The sequence below is a fragment of the Imperialibacter sp. EC-SDR9 genome, assembly GCF_902498805.1.
Classification (GTDB): Bacteria; Bacteroidota; Bacteroidia; order Cytophagales; family Cyclobacteriaceae; genus Imperialibacter.
Map to the genome: position 1 here is coordinate 93,605 of NZ_LR701578.1, position 14,378 is coordinate 107,982.

15 protein-coding genes are annotated in these 14,378 nt (G+C 49.0%); 10 read left to right on the forward strand and 5 right to left on the reverse strand.

What is annotated here, in order from left to right; translation table 11 throughout:
- Positions 1-3: 3 nt before the first annotated feature.
- A complete protein-coding gene (locus GC130_RS07380) occupies positions 4-825 on the reverse strand; it encodes an NAD(P)-dependent oxidoreductase (protein WP_151997641.1) in 822 nt (273 codons plus the stop codon).
- 158 nt (positions 826-983) lie between these two features.
- Here GC130_RS07380 and GC130_RS07385 point away from each other — a divergent pair, with 158 nt between their 5' ends.
- The 5 genes from GC130_RS07385 (at position 984) to GC130_RS07405 (ending at position 5,782) form a co-directional block, all read left to right on the forward strand.
- Entirely contained in the window at positions 984-2,633 is a 1,650-nt protein-coding gene (locus tag GC130_RS07385; protein WP_151997642.1) for a S41 family peptidase, read from the forward strand.
- Positions 2,634-2,715: 82 nt separating this feature from the next.
- The gene (locus GC130_RS07390; RefSeq protein ID WP_226940398.1) at positions 2,716-3,282 is read left to right on the forward strand and encodes an RNA polymerase sigma factor; all 567 of its coding nucleotides are present in this window, start codon (positions 2,716-2,718) and stop codon (positions 3,280-3,282) included.
- Positions 3,283-3,286: 4 nt separating this feature from the next.
- Entirely contained in the window at positions 3,287-4,075 is a 789-nt protein-coding gene (locus GC130_RS07395; protein WP_151997643.1) for a HEAT repeat domain-containing protein, read from the forward strand.
- Between the two features lie 11 nt (positions 4,076-4,086).
- A complete protein-coding gene (locus GC130_RS07400; RefSeq protein WP_151997644.1) occupies positions 4,087-4,953 on the forward strand; it encodes a hypothetical protein in 867 nt (288 codons plus the stop codon).
- A gap of 7 nt (positions 4,954-4,960) precedes the next feature.
- Positions 4,961-5,782: a DUF4097 family beta strand repeat-containing protein gene (locus tag GC130_RS07405; protein WP_151997645.1), complete on the forward strand. Its 822-nt coding sequence runs from the start codon at positions 4,961-4,963 to the stop codon at positions 5,780-5,782.
- Between the two features lie 66 nt (positions 5,783-5,848).
- On the opposite strand, the gene GC130_RS07410 is transcribed toward GC130_RS07405, so the two are convergent.
- Positions 5,849-6,724 carry an AraC family transcriptional regulator gene (locus GC130_RS07410; protein WP_151997646.1) on the reverse strand — a complete coding sequence of 292 codons (876 nt, stop codon included), beginning with the start codon at positions 6,722-6,724 and terminating at the stop codon, positions 5,849-5,851.
- Positions 6,725-6,929: 205 nt separating this feature from the next.
- Here GC130_RS07410 and GC130_RS07415 point away from each other — a divergent pair, with 205 nt between their 5' ends.
- The 5 genes from GC130_RS07415 to GC130_RS07435 are packed head-to-tail and all read left to right on the forward strand — an operon-like array spanning position 6,930 to position 12,643.
- A complete protein-coding gene (locus GC130_RS07415) occupies positions 6,930-8,105 on the forward strand; it encodes a sialidase family protein (protein WP_151997647.1) in 1,176 nt (391 codons plus the stop codon).
- Between the two features lie 20 nt (positions 8,106-8,125).
- Positions 8,126-9,514, forward strand: a complete 1,389-nt coding sequence (locus tag GC130_RS07420) for a DUF3748 domain-containing protein (RefSeq protein WP_201568546.1) — start codon at positions 8,126-8,128, stop codon at positions 9,512-9,514.
- A gap of 36 nt (positions 9,515-9,550) precedes the next feature.
- A complete protein-coding gene (locus GC130_RS07425) occupies positions 9,551-10,477 on the forward strand; it encodes a dihydrodipicolinate synthase family protein (protein WP_226940399.1) in 927 nt (308 codons plus the stop codon).
- Positions 10,478-10,509: 32 nt separating this feature from the next.
- Complete coding sequence (locus GC130_RS07430; RefSeq protein ID WP_151997650.1) at positions 10,510-11,991, forward strand: sodium:solute symporter; 1,482 nt, start codon at positions 10,510-10,512, stop codon at positions 11,989-11,991.
- Positions 11,992-12,043: 52 nt separating this feature from the next.
- On the forward strand, positions 12,044-12,643 hold the full coding sequence (locus tag GC130_RS07435) for a hypothetical protein (protein ID WP_151997651.1): 600 nt from the start codon (positions 12,044-12,046) through the stop codon (positions 12,641-12,643).
- Between the two features lie 57 nt (positions 12,644-12,700).
- Here GC130_RS07435 and GC130_RS07440 read toward each other — a convergent pair whose 3' ends face one another.
- From GC130_RS07440 to GC130_RS07450, 3 genes are all read right to left on the reverse strand, one after another.
- Entirely contained in the window at positions 12,701-13,174 is a 474-nt protein-coding gene (locus GC130_RS07440) for an SRPBCC family protein (protein ID WP_151997652.1), read from the reverse strand.
- Between the two features lie 87 nt (positions 13,175-13,261).
- Entirely contained in the window at positions 13,262-13,753 is a 492-nt protein-coding gene (locus tag GC130_RS07445; RefSeq protein WP_151997653.1) for a hypothetical protein, read from the reverse strand.
- A gap of 194 nt (positions 13,754-13,947) precedes the next feature.
- Entirely contained in the window at positions 13,948-14,358 is a 411-nt protein-coding gene (locus tag GC130_RS07450) for a hypothetical protein (RefSeq protein WP_151997654.1), read from the reverse strand.
- Positions 14,359-14,378: the final 20 nt, after the last annotated feature.

A 14,378-nucleotide genomic window follows, 5' to 3' on the forward strand; every position in this document is an offset into this window, starting at 1 on the left:
GTTTTAAATAAAGAAGTCAGGCATGAGGTTGGCAGAAGGGTCGACAGCATAACCAGCGAGATCGGTAATGCCCTCCGCCTTCAACACTTCATCGTCAATATAGAAATTGCCGGTGGCTTCTGATGACTTTCTCCTTAAAATATAATAAGCAGCGTCGGCCAGTATCTCCGGTTTCCTCGATTGATTCACCATCTGATCACCTCCCAGCAAGTTCTGCACGGCAGCGGTGGCGATGGTTGTTCGGGGCCACAAAGCGTTAACAGCAATATTATCCTTTTTAAACTCCTTGGCCATGCCCAGCACACACATGCTCATGCCAAACTTGGCCATGGTGTAGGCCACGTGAGGCGCAAACCAGCGAGCCTCCATGTTGAGCGGCGGCGACATATTCATGATGTGTGCGTTCTCTGCCTTTTTGAGGTAGGGAATGCACGTCTTCGACATCAAAAAAGTGCCTCTGGTATTTACCTGATGCATGAGGTCGTATCGCTTCATTTCGGTGGCCAGCGTTGGTGTAAGGCTAATGGCACTGGCGTTGTTAATCAGTATATCGATCCCGCCAAACGTCTCCACTGCCTTCTCCACCGCGGCCTGCACCTGGTCTTCAAAGCGGATGTCCACCATCAACGGCAAAGCCTTACCTCCCGCCTGTTCGATTTCCTCGGCTGCAGTATAGATAGTGCCTGGCAGTTTCGGATGAGGTTCGGTTGTTTTGGCTGCGATTACAATATTGGCACCTTCACTGGCCAATTTTTTGCCTATGGCGAGGCCAATTCCTCTGCTGGCACCGGTGATAAAAACTGTTTTATTCTTAAAATATGTCATATATTTATGGGTTCGATCTGCATCATTTAGAAAGGGGTAACGTTATTGTTTAAATTAAGGGAATTATTCATAATTTAAGAATGATTGTAAAGAATAACTCCGCAACGTTGCTTCAATAAATAATTCGTTCAAGTAGACGCTCGCAAAACGCCCGCACAATGAGTAAATTTCAAAGACGCCTCTTTATACCTACGCTGCTAGTACTGGCCATCGGCTGGTTTGGTTTTTCCAGCTACAGCGACAAATTTTTTCAAATAGCCAAAAATCTCGATTTGTTTGCTTCCATCTACAAGGAAATTAACACCTACTATGTGGATGATGTGAACCCAAACAGGTTGATCAAAACAGGTATTGATGCGATGCTGGAAAGCCTCGACCCCTATACAGTATATATTCCTGAAGACGACATAGAAGACTTCCGCACCATGACAACCGGTGAATACGGGGGCATAGGTGCAAGCACAGAATTTCTTGAAGGACACCACACCATCATCATGCTGCAGGAAGGTTACCCTGCTCACAAAGCTGGCTTGCAAATAGGTGACCAAATTCTGAGCATCAATGGCATTGAAGTAGAACAAAAAGAAAGCTTCGATTTGGGCAAGCTGCTCAAAGGGCAGTCAAGAACAAACTTTGGCATCACCGTTAACCGATACGGCAAAAAGGAGCCAATGGTGTTTCAGGTGGATCGTGAAAAAATCACCATTGACAATGTGTATTACTCAGGCATGGTGAATGAGAATATTGGGCTGATCAAATTAACTGAGTTTACAACACATGCCGGGGACGAAGTAAAAAAGGCGGTGATCAAATTGAAGAAAGAAGGCGCCACTTCTATTATTCTTGACTTAAGAGACAACCCGGGCGGGCTACTGCACGAGGCAGTTAATATTTCGAATATTTTTCTTCCCAAGGGCAAAAAAATAGTTGACACAAAAGGCAAAATCACCGACCTCAACAGAACTTATAAGACACTGGATGAGCCGGTGGACACTCAAATCCCATTGGCCATTCTTACCAACAGCGGCAGCGCATCGGCTTCCGAAATTGTGGCTGGCGTTATTCAGGACTTCGACAGAGGCGTTTTGATTGGCGAAAAGACTTTTGGAAAAGGACTCGTACAATCCACACGCCCGCTGAGCTACAATGCCCAGCTCAAAGTCACTACCGCCAAATACTATATCCCTAGCGGCAGATGTATTCAGGCATTGGACTATGCTCACCGCAATGCCGATGGCACTGTCAACAAGCTGCCTGATTCTTTGAAAGTAGCATTCAAAACCGGAAATGGCCGGGTGGTATATGATGGCGACGGGTTGGATCCTGACGTGGTGGTTGAGGTAGAAGACTATCCAAGCATCGCACTTGTATTGTCTTCCAAAGGCTATCTGTTCCAGTATGCCACGCTTTACCATTACCAGCATCCACAAATTTCGGCCGCCAGAGAGTTTCAGCTAAGCGACTCCGACTACAACGATTTTCTAAGTTGGGTTCGTAAAAAGGAGCTTTCTTACGAAACTTCCGTGGACAGGGCTTATCGTCACCTGCTTGCCGCAGCCAAGAGAGACAAGACCTACGCCAGCCTTGAAGACCAACTCGGATCCCTGGAAGAAAAAATCAATGCGCTGAAAGAAAAAGACCTCACCAAGTTCAAAGACGACATCAAAGGGCTGTTGGAGCAGGAAATCATTACCCGCTACTACCTGCAAAAAGGGCTCATCGAAGTGACCTTCCCCGACGATCCGGATATTCAAAAGGCGATTCAGGTGCTGAATAACCCTGCTGAGTACAAAAGAATTTTAGGCTGAAAAACTTTTTAGGTAATTCTATGTAACCTTTCTCTCCGACCAAGGTTTTCCCGCCGAACATGAATCGATAACCCCAGGTGGTTTGAATGCTTTGGACGACAACTCGCTCATGCTGAAAGTCAAGGCCGGCGATCTTGACAAGATGGCTTTGCTGTATGAGCGACACAACAGAAATCTTTTTGGCTTTTTTTATAAGCTAACCGGCAGCGGATCGGTGAGCGAAGACCTTGTGCACAATGTCTTCTACCGAATGCTCAAGTACCGCTACACCTTTACGGAGGACACCTCCGGCAGTCATCGGTTTACTGCCTGGATGTATCACCTGGCAAGGAATGTAAACGCCGACCATTTCAAAAAACAAAAGAAGGTTTCTTACACCGACGACATGGAGCCCTGGGAAAGAAAGCTCAAGGTGGATGAGAATGCGCATTCTCAAATGGCCAAATCGCAAGACCTCGAGCTTTTGCAAAAAGCGATCAAACACCTGGCGCCTGAAAAGCAGGAGATGCTCATCCTCACTAAATATCAGGGGATGAAGTACGAGCAGGTGGCTGACATCTTCGGGATCACTGAAGGGGCAGTAAAGGTGCGGATGCACAGGGTGCTGCAGGAATTGAGAGAGGTTTATTTAAAGCTGGAAAAGGTATAACGTCATGAGCCAGGAACAACTAAAAGAGAAATGGATGGACTACATGAATGGGTCCATCACTTTGCAAGAGTGGGAAAGCTTTAAGAGCCAGGCCGACCCGGCACAGCTATCGGAACTGGAAGGCCTTGAGAAAATCTGGCTGGCCATGGATGAACTCCCTGCCACACCAGAGCCGGAAGCCACGATGGATGAGCGTTTCTACGCTACCCTGAGTGAGTTCCGTAAAGAGGCAACGGCACCAAGAGGGACTGTGAACTGGGCCAGTATTTTGGAAGTCTTGTCGTGGCGAAGGCTGGCACTTGGCATGCTCATTTTCGCCGTCGGGGGTGGTTTTGGATACGTGCTGTCACCTTCTGGTGAGTACAAACAAGAAATCAGCTCTCTTTCCAGCGAAATGAAAGACATGAAGGAAATGATGATGCTGACATTGCTTGAGAAACCAGCCGTTCAGGACCGGCTAAGGGCTGTGAGCTTATCATCAGAGCTGCCAGAGGCAGACAGCAGGGTTATCGAGGCACTTGTTCAAACATTGAATAGCGATGAAAATGTGAATGTGCGAATGGTCACCGTAGAGGCTTTGGCGAGGTTCGGGCGATATCCCGAAGTGCGGCAAGCTTTGGTGAGCTCCATCAGTAGGCAATCGTCGCCCATGGTGCAGATTGCCCTGGCGGAGGCCATGGTAGCGCTCAACGAAAAAGGAGCGGTGGAGGCCCTCAAAGGGCTTTTAGAGAAAGACGACCTGAATGACATTGTGCGGCAAAAAGTACAACAGAGCATTGAGGTATTGACTTAAATACTAATCAAATGAAGAATCTATTGTTAATCATATTCCTGGTTGGCTGCTTCGGCTATGCCCAGGCAACTGAAACAGAAAAAATAAAAATTGAGAAAACGTTGAAGTTTGCAACGCCTTCGCCGGACAATGTGCTTGAGATCTACAACATCAACGGCTCCCTGCAAATTGAAGGCTACGACGGGCAGGAAATTATGGTAACGGCGGAGCTCACCATTTCAGCAAAGACACAGACATTGCTCGAAAAAGGGAAGAGTGAAATGAGCCTCGGTATTTTGGAGGATGACTCTGCCCTGGTACTCTACAATAAGGCACCTTTCATTCACAACGAAAGAATTGAAGGTCCATGCAACTGCCATTGGAATTGGAGCAAGGACGTCGATTATAAATTCAGCTTCGACTTCAAAGTGAAGGTGCCAAGAGGCGTGAATCTGCACGTGCGCACGGTGAACGACGGCTTTATTGCCATCGATGGAATGAACAGCAACGTATCGGCGCATCATGTCAATGGTGATGTTACCCTCACACAAATGGGAGGAAGCGTGGAAGCAAGAACCATTAACGGGGAGCTGCTGGTGCGACATACCAAAGCTCCCGTGGGTGGTAACAGCTATTATTCTCTCAATGGCGATGTGAACGTGTACTACCCAGGAGAGCCCGATGCCGACATTACCTTCAAAAGCTTCAATGGCTCTTTCTATACTGATATGGAAAGGCTGGAAGTAATGCCACCCGCATGGACCAAAGAGGTGACTGAGAAAAATGGCAGCACCAGGTACAAGCTAACACAGAAAAACAACATCAAGGTGGGCAAGGGCGGCAATCTGCTGGCCTTCGAAACCTTCAACGGAGATATTTATGTCAAAAAATCAAAATAATTGGACAATGAAAAAGTTAATCAAATTATCATTTATCGGCCTGTTAGTGGCGGCCATTTCCCTGCCAGCCAAAGCACAGGAGGGAAACAAAGAAACCATTGCTATTCCACTTTCTTCACCTGGTGAAAAAGGTAAGCTTGAGGTAGGCCTGGTCAACGGGTCCATCAATGTGGCCGCCTACGACGGCAAGGACGTGATCATTGAGGCAGTATCCGGTGGTGGTAAAAACGACGACCGGGGCGTGGTAACACCCACTGGCATGAAACGCATCAGCAGCAACCCCATGGAGCTGGAGGCAACCGAGAAAGGCAACACAGTAAAAGTTTCCACCAACTCCTGGGCAGTTACGATGACTTTAAACATCAAAGTGCCGAAAAACTTCGACCTCAAACTGTCAACAGTGAACGACGGCGACATCGACGTGAAAGGGGTTACCGGCGCCCACGAGATCAGCAATGTGAATGGTGAAATCACTATGACGCAGGTGGGTGGGTCAACTGTGCTCAATACCGTGAATGGTGACATCAAAGTGACGCTTGAAAGTGTAAACCCAGAAGCCCAAATGGCTTTTACCACCTTAAACGGCGACGTGGATGTGACATTCCCAGCAGCCGTGAAGGCGACGGCCAAAATGCGCTCCGACAGGGGTGACATCTTCAGCGACTTCGACATGGTGATTGAGAAGTCGGCACCAAAGGTGGACAAGTCTTCGTCCAATGGGGTATATAAAGTATCTATCGAAGACTGGGTATTTGGCAAAATCAATGGCGGCGGAAAGGAATACCTTTTCAAGACCATGCAGGGTGACGTGTATATCAGGAAGAAGTAGTAGAGATAAAAGCGGGACGAAAGCCCGGCGCCAACATGGTGCCGGGCTTTTTTGTAAAAACTGGCGTTATCCCTCCGCCAGGTATTTCTTTTTATACTCAAAAGGCGTCATGCCAGTCACCTTTTTGAAATGCCGGTAAAAATTGGAGACGTTGTTGAAGCCGCACTCAAAGCAGATCACCTCTGTGGGCAGCTTGTCCTCAATAATCGCCCGGCAAACGTTGGAGATCCGTATTTCTGTCAGGAAGTCAGAAAAAGTTTTCTTAGTCATCGTTTTGAAATACCTGCAAAAGGAGGTGGTGCTCAGGTTGGCCAGCGATGCCACCTCCTCCAGGGTGATTTTCTCCTTGTAGTGTGCCAGCACGTAAGAGTAAATTTTTTCCAGCCGCACCATTTCTGACTCGCTGGACAGGTGGCTGAAGGCGTAGGCTGGTGCGATGGTCTCGAATTCGTCAGTTTCTGACAGCACTTTGAGAATGGATAGCAGGTAGATCACCCTGTCGAGGCTTTCGGCATGAGCGGCATCGTCCAATAGTTCAATCAGTCTTGCCTTGCTTTCCCCGTGAATCTTGAGCCCCTTCTTCGCTTTCTCAAAAAGCCTCGGAATAAGGTAGGCTTCCGGCAACGAAAGGAAGTCCTTTCCGAAGCAAGTTGGATGGAAATGCAGCACATAGGCCTCCACCTGCACATTTTCATCCCCTGCGAAATACGCTTCTTTGCAGCGCCAGGTGTGGGGCAGGTTTTGTCCTAAAAAGACCATGTCACCACTACCAAAGTTGGTCACATTGTCGCCAATGTATTGTGTTCCTTCTCCCCTCACGATATAGTGCAGTTCGAGCTCGGGATGGTAGTGCCACAAGGTACCAAAGTTGGGCCGGCTATCGTGTCTGATGCTAAAGGAGTCCTCAGCACCGATGGGTACTTTGTGAAAATGAGGTTTCATAAATACTATGCTGCTCGTTGCTTGCCAAACGATGGCGGCTAGCCTATTTAAGTATAAAGTTGTCACTTTTTATCAGATTTAAAACAGCAACATGTTAAAATCATACAATTTATTGGTAAAAGCAGACAGTGGTTGATCGATTTAAAGACTGATCTTCGTAAGCGTACACTTTCCTTTTGTAAAAGGCGACTAGCAACACTGAAAGATGCACCGAATTAGTACAGTAATTCTCTTTGTTCTCATATGTAGTTTGGTGACAGCCCAGGCACCTGATGTATCGAAGGTGCCTGGCGTTGTTGTCGCTCATAGTCCCGCCTCATCGGGAAAATACATCGGCTCCCCGAGCCTGGCAGTGCTGCCAAATGGTGACTACCTTGCCTCTCACGACTTTTTTGGCCCCAGCTCCAACGAGCATGTGAAAGCCGACTCCAGGATTTACCGGTCAACGAACAGAGGGAAATCGTGGAAATTTGTGACCGAAATTCACGGTGCCTTTTGGTCGAAGCTTTTTGTGAGCGAGGGCAAGTTGTATTTCATCGGCACCGACAGGCACCACGGCCACACCATCATCAGAACATCGGCCGACAACGGCACCACATGGACTGAACCGGTCGACAACAAAACCGGACTGCTGCTGGAAGGCGAATACCACAATGCCCCCGTTCCCGTGATTGAACACAATAGACGGCTGTGGAAAGGCATGGAAAGCGCCATGGGCCCGATCAAACAATGGGGCAAGCGTTACGGGGCCTTTATGATGTCGATTCCTGTGGGACAAGACCCACTGGTAGCCGACAACTGGACGTTTAGCAATACTCTCTACTACGACTCTACCTACCTCGAAGGCAACTTTGGAGGCTGGCTGGAAGGCAATGCCGTTGTGTCGCCCGAAGGAAAAATATTGGATATTTTACGGGTCGACGACCGCTCTACGCTGGAAGAAAAAGCTGCTTTTATTTCTATTAGCGACGACGGAAAAGTGGCAACATTTGACGAAGCAACCGGCTTTGTTCCCTTTCCCGGAGGGAGTAAAAAGTTCGCCATTCGGTTTGACCCAGAAAGTCAATTATACTGGACAATTGCTAATGATGTGCCCGCTGAAGTAAAAGCTGCCAACCAGGGAAAGAACCCGGCCAGCCTGAGAAATACCCAGGCACTCTTCAGTTCCGAAAATCTGCACGACTGGACATTGAGGAAAGTCCTCCTTCAACATGAAGACCCGGTGAACCATGGTTTCCAGTATGTCGACTGGCAGTTTGACGGTAAAGACATCATCTTCCTGTCGAGAACAGCCTACGATGATGGGCAGGGAGGGGCTCACAGAAGCCACGACGCCAACTTTCTAACCTTTCACAGGATCAAGAAATTCAGGAAGAAGTAAGCCTTGCAAAAATGACAGCCATGATACGCAGCCGGTTATATTTTCTGGGAGTAGCTTTAACGCTGGCCGCCTGCGGATCGCCCAGGACACCTGAAATCAATATGAACCTGAAAGAATATCAACTTACTTCCGACGCCAAAGGCCATTATCTAAATCAAAGACAAGCCTTTTCGCCAGACGACCAATGGCTGGTGTACGATAACAGAAACGACGGTTCCCTAATTGGGCTGAACTCCTCTGTTGAAATGGTCAATATTGCCCATGGAGAAGTGAAGCAAGTCTATAGTGCCCCGAACGCTAATGCGTTCGGCCCCGGAGTAGGTGCTGTTGCTTTCAGTCCGAAGCGAAATGAAGTCCTTTTCATCCATGGTCTAAGCAACCACGACGCCACAAGGCCTTACGACTTTACCCGGCGCACCGGCCTGGCTGTTGACCTCGGCAAGAACAACCAGCTTGTCAGAAAGGACGCCCGTGACGTAGTTCCGCCCTTCACTCCGGGGGCGCTGAGAGGCGGTACGCACGCTCACTCTTACAGTGGCGACGGCCGATGGGTCAGCTTTACGTATAACGACGACGTCATCGCAGAGCTGTCCAAAACGGATTCCTCAAAAAAAGACCTGAGAAATATCGGTGTCATGATCGACAAGGGGCCGGTGGCAGTAGAAAGTGAAACAGCCGAAAGCTTTGGTGGTACCATGTTTTCAGTGATCGTCAGCGAAACCACCGAAAGTCCCCGGCCAGGCAGCGACGAAATAGAAAAAGCCTATGAAGAAGGCTGGATCGGAACAAATGGCTATGTGAAAGCGGACGGTAGCCATGTCAGCAAGGCGCTGGCTTTTTTGGGTGACACAAGGGCTGCCAATGGCAAGCTCGTGGCAGAAGTATTCATTGTAGACCTGGACACCAACCTGGCAATGGCTGATCGTGAAAGGCCTTTGGAAGGTACCACCACACAACGTCCTTTTCCCCCGGCAGGTGTCAGGCAAAGAAGGGTCACTTACACCACCGACCGGAAAAATCCAGGCGTACAAGGCCCCCGTCAATGGCTGCGCTGCCTGCCCGATGGCTCACTGATTTTCTTCCCTATGAAAGATGACAACGGCTTCGTGCAAGTTCATGCTGTTTCACCAAACGGCGGAGAAATAAGGCAAATCACGCACAATGGCTTTTCCCTTGACACCTCGTTCAGCATAAGTGCAGATGGAAAATATTTAGCGTACGGCTACAACCAGGACGTGTACCTCACCAATATTCAAACAGGCGAAACATCGAAGGTATCACCTGACAGGAGCTACGACAGCACTGATCTCGAAAACATCAACTGGTCAAACGAAGGGCATGTGCTGGCTTACAACCGAAAGGTGGTAACCGCTGGCGGCACCTGGTACCAGGTATTCATTTTGAAATAACTTTTTGATAGCAACTATATGACTGGGAACAAAAAATTGAAACAACCCCTCACTGGCATCATTCCACCCATGGTGACGCCTTTGCTCGAAGACATGAGCCTCGACCTGACAGGCCTCAACAAAGTGGTGGAGCATTTGATAGCAGGGGGAGTCAGCGGGTTGTTCATACTGGGCTCCACCGGTGAATCGACAAGCCTTAGCTATGCGGTACGGCATCAGCTGATCAAAGAAACTTGCCGGGCAGCGGCGGGTAGAGTGCCTGTGCTGGTGGGCATTACAGACACCTCGCTGACCGAGAGCCTCAGTCTGGCGGAAGCAGCACATGCGGCCGGGGCGTCGGCAGTAGTAGCCGCACCACCTTATTATTTCAACCTGAACCAAAAGGAGCTCTTCAATTACTACCAAAAGCTGGCCGAAAGCCTTACACTGCCCCTGTTCCTCTACAATATGCCAGGGCTGTGCAAAGTGCACATTGAGGTAGGCACGGCCGTACGCCTTTCCGAGCACCCCAATATCATCGGACTCAAAGACAGCTCTGCCAACTCGGTTTACTTTCAGTCCTTGTATCAGTCGCTGCGAACAAAACCTGACTTCACCTTGCTGGTCGGGCCGGAGGAAGCCATGGCCGAGTCGGTGTTGATGGGGGGCCGCGGAGGCGTGAGCGGAGGAGCAAATATGTTTCCAAAGCTGTTTGTGAAGCTGTACGAGGCTGCCGCACAAAAAGACTTTGCCACGGTGGCCAGTCTACAGGCCATAGTGATGGAGATCAGCAACAGCCTTTATGGTGTGGGCATGTATAGCTCCAGCTACCTGAAGAGCATCAAAACCGCCTTATCCCTGATGAACATTTGCCATAGCCACATGGCTCCGCCACTGGCTGCCTTCGATGCCGCTGAAACAAAACATGTGACGCCTATCATTGAACAGTTTAAATTGACGCTTAAGAAAAGAGACTTACTTTAACCATACCAACGCTCAACTAACACCTACCTACCATGGACTTGCCAATTATTGACCTGGCCATCTTCTTCGTTTACATGCTGCTGATCATCGGCTTCGGCATCTCGTTTTCGTTTCGGAAACGAACCGCCGAAGACTACACCCTGGGTGGCGGCAGATTACCGGCCTGGGCGATTGGCATGTCCATCTTTGCCACGTTTGTCAGCAGCATCAGCTTTTTAGCCTTGCCCGGCAACGCCTACATGGGCAACTGGAACGGTTTTGTCTTCAGCCTTTCCATCCCTTTGGCAGCCATTGTCGCTGTGAAGTACTTCGTGCCGCTTTACCGCAAGCTAAAAAGCGAGTCGGCGTACTACTACCTGGAGCAGCGCTTTGGCCCCTGGGCTGGCACCTACGCCTCCATTTGTTACCTCCTCACACAGCTGGCCCGCATGGGTGCCATCATGTACCTGCTGGCCCTGCCCATGAATGCCCTGCTTGGGTGGAGCATTCCACTGATCATTGTGGTGACAGGCATCAGCGTGATTGTCTATGCTACCCTCGGTGGCTTTGAGGCGGTCGTTTGGACGGACGCCATCCAGGGCATCATCCTGATTGGCGGTGCGTTGGCCAGCCTGCTCGTCATCATGTTTTCTATGCCGGATGGACCGGGACAGGTGTTCACCATTGCCTCCGAAGCCAACAAGTTTAGCCTGGGCAGCTTCGACTTCGATTTTACGACGTCCACCTTCTGGCTGCTGCTGATTTATGGGCTGTTCATCAACCTGCAAAACTTCGGCATCGACCAGAACTACGTGCAGCGCTACCTCAGTGCCCGCACCCAAAGAGAAGCGGAGAAATCGACCTGGCTGGGCAGCCTCCTGTACGTACCAGTGTCCCTGCTTTTCTTTTTTATCGGCACGGCCCTGTTCGCCTACTACCAGGCTCAGCCCGACCTGCTACCCACCGAACTGCAAGGTGCAGGTGATAAAATATTTCCCTACTTCATCGTCACGGGCTTGCCTGCCGGCGTCACCGGACTGCTCATCGCCTCCATTTTTGCAGCGGGCATGAGTACGGTTTCCACCAGCATTAACAGCTCCGGCACGGTCATCCTGTCCGACTTCTATAAGAAGTTCTTCAACAGAACACCTTCCCAAAAAGAGTCGATGCGGGTGTTGCTCACTGCCTCCTTTGCGATGGGCGGCACCAGCATTTTTGTGGCCCTGGCCCTCAATGGCGTGACCAGTGCGCTTGATGCGTGGTGGGCGCTGTCATCCGTCTTCAGCGGAGGTGTCCTCGGACTCTTCCTTTTGGGCGTGATCTCCAAAAGAGCCAAAAGTGTGCATGCGGCTATTGGTGTGGTAGTAGGTGTGCTCGTGATTATGTGGTTGAGCCTGTCCCCTGTATTCTTCACCTCCGACGGCTGGCTGGCCTTCAAAAGCCCCTTTCATGCCAACCTGACCATCATTTTGAGTACGACGGCAATATTTTGCGTGGGGTTTGGGTTGACAGCTCTTGTGAAGAAAGAACGTTAACAATCAGTCCAGAAAATAGCACATCCGGACATTTTCTGGTTAAATTTACTTGATGGCACATATACCAGCAGCAACCGACTCGGAAGCAAGTAGCAACCTAACCAGGTTTGCCAAGCTGAATTTTGTCGCCAAAACAGTCTATCAGTCTAATCCAGAGAACCCCCCTAAAGCGTTTATGGATATTTCGAGCAAAGAGGTAAAGGCTTTTCTACAAAGCCTCTATGATCATGAGGTGAAATATATGCTCGTTGGCGGAATTGCTACAGTTTACCATGGCTTTGTCAGAACCACTCAGGATCTGGACTTATGGGTGCAAGAGGTGCCTGAGAACAAACAACGCCTCGTAAATGCGCTGAAAGCCATTGATGTCGCAGGAGCAGAAAACTACTTAACCGTGCCCATGATACCAGGCAGGTCAACAATCAGCATTGGCGATGACAGGTTTGTGGCTGATTTTATGGGCTACACCAAAGCTTTCAAGCCAGAGGATTTTGAGGCATGTTATGCCAAAGCAAGAAAAGGGCACTTCGACGAGACGCCGATAACTGTCATCCATATCAACGACCTGATCAAAGAAAAGACACTCTGCGGGCGACCTAAGGACCTGCTTGATGTGACCGAGTTGGAGATGATAAAGAAGAATAAAGCTTAAGGTGACCCCCTACAGTTATCGTATGTGTCTTCACACATGATAACTGACTCTTACCCGCTAATCCAGCACTTCCATCCATTTATCCGACTCCGCATATTCCTTAATGATCAAATTCCGTTGCTCCAAAAGGTTCTGCATATACCTCTTAAGCACAATCGAGTCAAATACTTTCCCAAGGATGCCAAGTGGCGAATCATAATCAAAACAGTCCCGCATTTCAGTTTTTCCATCAACATCCCTGAAGTGGTGTTCATGACGAAATCTCTTGAAAGCACCCTCCAGCATCTCGTCCACAAAGAAATTCGGTGATTCAAATTCCGTGATCTTTGTTGTCAGCGTTTGCCTGATGCCAAAGTGCCTCGCCCTCCAGGTCACTGTTTCACCCAAACCAATAAGGCCCGAAGTCACGCCCGCTATCGCTTCCTCGCCCGTTTGACTGGTGGATATTTTATGCAGGTCTATACTTCTCGAAAGGTCAAAGCATCTTTGAACTGGAGCTCCTATCTCTAACTTTAGCGTTATTGTTGGCATTGTCGAAAGTTGAACAATTATTAGCACACAACGACAGCGGGTAGTCTACCCTAAGCCTCAAGATAGCAGACGCTACTCTGTTTCTAGTTATCCTCCACTTTTTAAGAATTTTTCACGATACAACTGAATAACTTCATTTTCGATGCCTCCCAAAATAATATCACCTTTGAATTTAAGGTACATGTCAAAGTCCAGCTTGTCAATGTCCTCCTGAAAAAGAATTTTTTCGCATTGATTGTCAACGAAGTCTGGTCCTATGAAATAAACTACAAAAAAGCCGTTATAGTCCTCTCTGACTCTAAGAAGGTTGATTTTAAAATCATCAAGGATCATGTCTTCATCTGCATAATCTGCCTCGACGCAAAATTCTAACAGTTCAGTAACGTCCAGCGGTGGCCGCCCAAATTCATTGCAAAATGCTTCGATAGAGCTGGTAATTCTTTGTTTCAACGGGTTCTTGTAATCAAGGTCTTTGATGACTTTGAAATAATTTGGGTTGTCAGATCCAGTCTCGCTCTGCGAGCAAGAAAAAAAACTGTGAAAACCACATACGAAAATCAGAAGCCAGACCTTTTTCATTTTGATTATGAAAGGTTTATCGGATAAATATACAAGCAAATTCAATGCGTAGGCACTCCCCATCTCGCAAGGGTCTCCCCCGGCCGGCAGACTTGTGAGTTTCTTCTATCGGCGTCTCGCCGCTTTACCGTTTCTGGGTGTGTCTTCACACCCGCCCACAAATCACCGTCCTCGTTTGTGTCTCCACACTCAACTTAATTCACCCGCTCCGCCACCACCAACACTTTCCCACTCCCCACCGTTACTCCCATCACAAGACCCTGCTCCCCCTCTTTCTGCTTCAGCCTCTTTTGCAGCTCTGCCGCCTCCAGTGGAAAGTTCTTGCTCATCACATGGGCTTTGGCAAAAGGCAGCCTTAAGCTCTTCAGCCCTTTCGAAGAAAAGGGCAGTACCTCCAACACCCTGAACGTCCGGCCGGGGAAGTCCTCCACCAGCTTGGCGGAAGTGTACAAATGCGTATTCACATGCAGCTTACCGAGTCCGTACCGGGCTGCCACTGTTTTAAAGGCTCCAGCCTTAGTAACGGCCACATTGGGGTCATAAAGGTAGGTCTGTACACCAGCCAACGTCACTTCGGCAGTAGCCTCCTCTTCCGGATCAAACACAAACTGCTACTCCTTCCCCT

What these genes read in the sequence shown, in the direction of transcription:
- GC130_RS07420 (WP_201568546.1), top strand. Translation starts at nt 8,126, where the DNA reads ATGATACGCAGCCGGTTATATTTTCTGGGAGTAGCTTTAACGCTGGCC.
- GC130_RS07440 (WP_151997652.1), bottom strand. Translation starts at nt 13,174, where the DNA reads ATGCCAACAATAACGCTAAAGTTAGAGATAGGAGCTCCAGTTCAAAGA.
- GC130_RS07430 (WP_151997650.1), top strand. Translation starts at nt 10,510, where the DNA reads ATGGACTTGCCAATTATTGACCTGGCCATCTTCTTCGTTTACATGCTG.
- GC130_RS07400 (WP_151997644.1), top strand. Translation starts at nt 4,087, where the DNA reads ATGAAGAATCTATTGTTAATCATATTCCTGGTTGGCTGCTTCGGCTAT.
- GC130_RS07410 (WP_151997646.1), bottom strand. Translation starts at nt 6,724, where the DNA reads ATGAAACCTCATTTTCACAAAGTACCCATCGGTGCTGAGGACTCCTTT.
- GC130_RS07395 (WP_151997643.1), top strand. Translation starts at nt 3,287, where the DNA reads ATGAGCCAGGAACAACTAAAAGAGAAATGGATGGACTACATGAATGGG.
- GC130_RS07385 (WP_151997642.1), top strand. Translation starts at nt 984, where the DNA reads ATGAGTAAATTTCAAAGACGCCTCTTTATACCTACGCTGCTAGTACTG.
- GC130_RS07445 (WP_151997653.1), bottom strand. Translation starts at nt 13,753, where the DNA reads ATGAAAAAGGTCTGGCTTCTGATTTTCGTATGTGGTTTTCACAGTTTT.
- GC130_RS07405 (WP_151997645.1), top strand. Translation starts at nt 4,961, where the DNA reads ATGAAAAAGTTAATCAAATTATCATTTATCGGCCTGTTAGTGGCGGCC.
- GC130_RS07415 (WP_151997647.1), top strand. Translation starts at nt 6,930, where the DNA reads ATGCACCGAATTAGTACAGTAATTCTCTTTGTTCTCATATGTAGTTTG.
- GC130_RS07435 (WP_151997651.1), top strand. Translation starts at nt 12,044, where the DNA reads ATGGCACATATACCAGCAGCAACCGACTCGGAAGCAAGTAGCAACCTA.
- GC130_RS07380 (WP_151997641.1), bottom strand. Translation starts at nt 825, where the DNA reads ATGACATATTTTAAGAATAAAACAGTTTTTATCACCGGTGCCAGCAGA.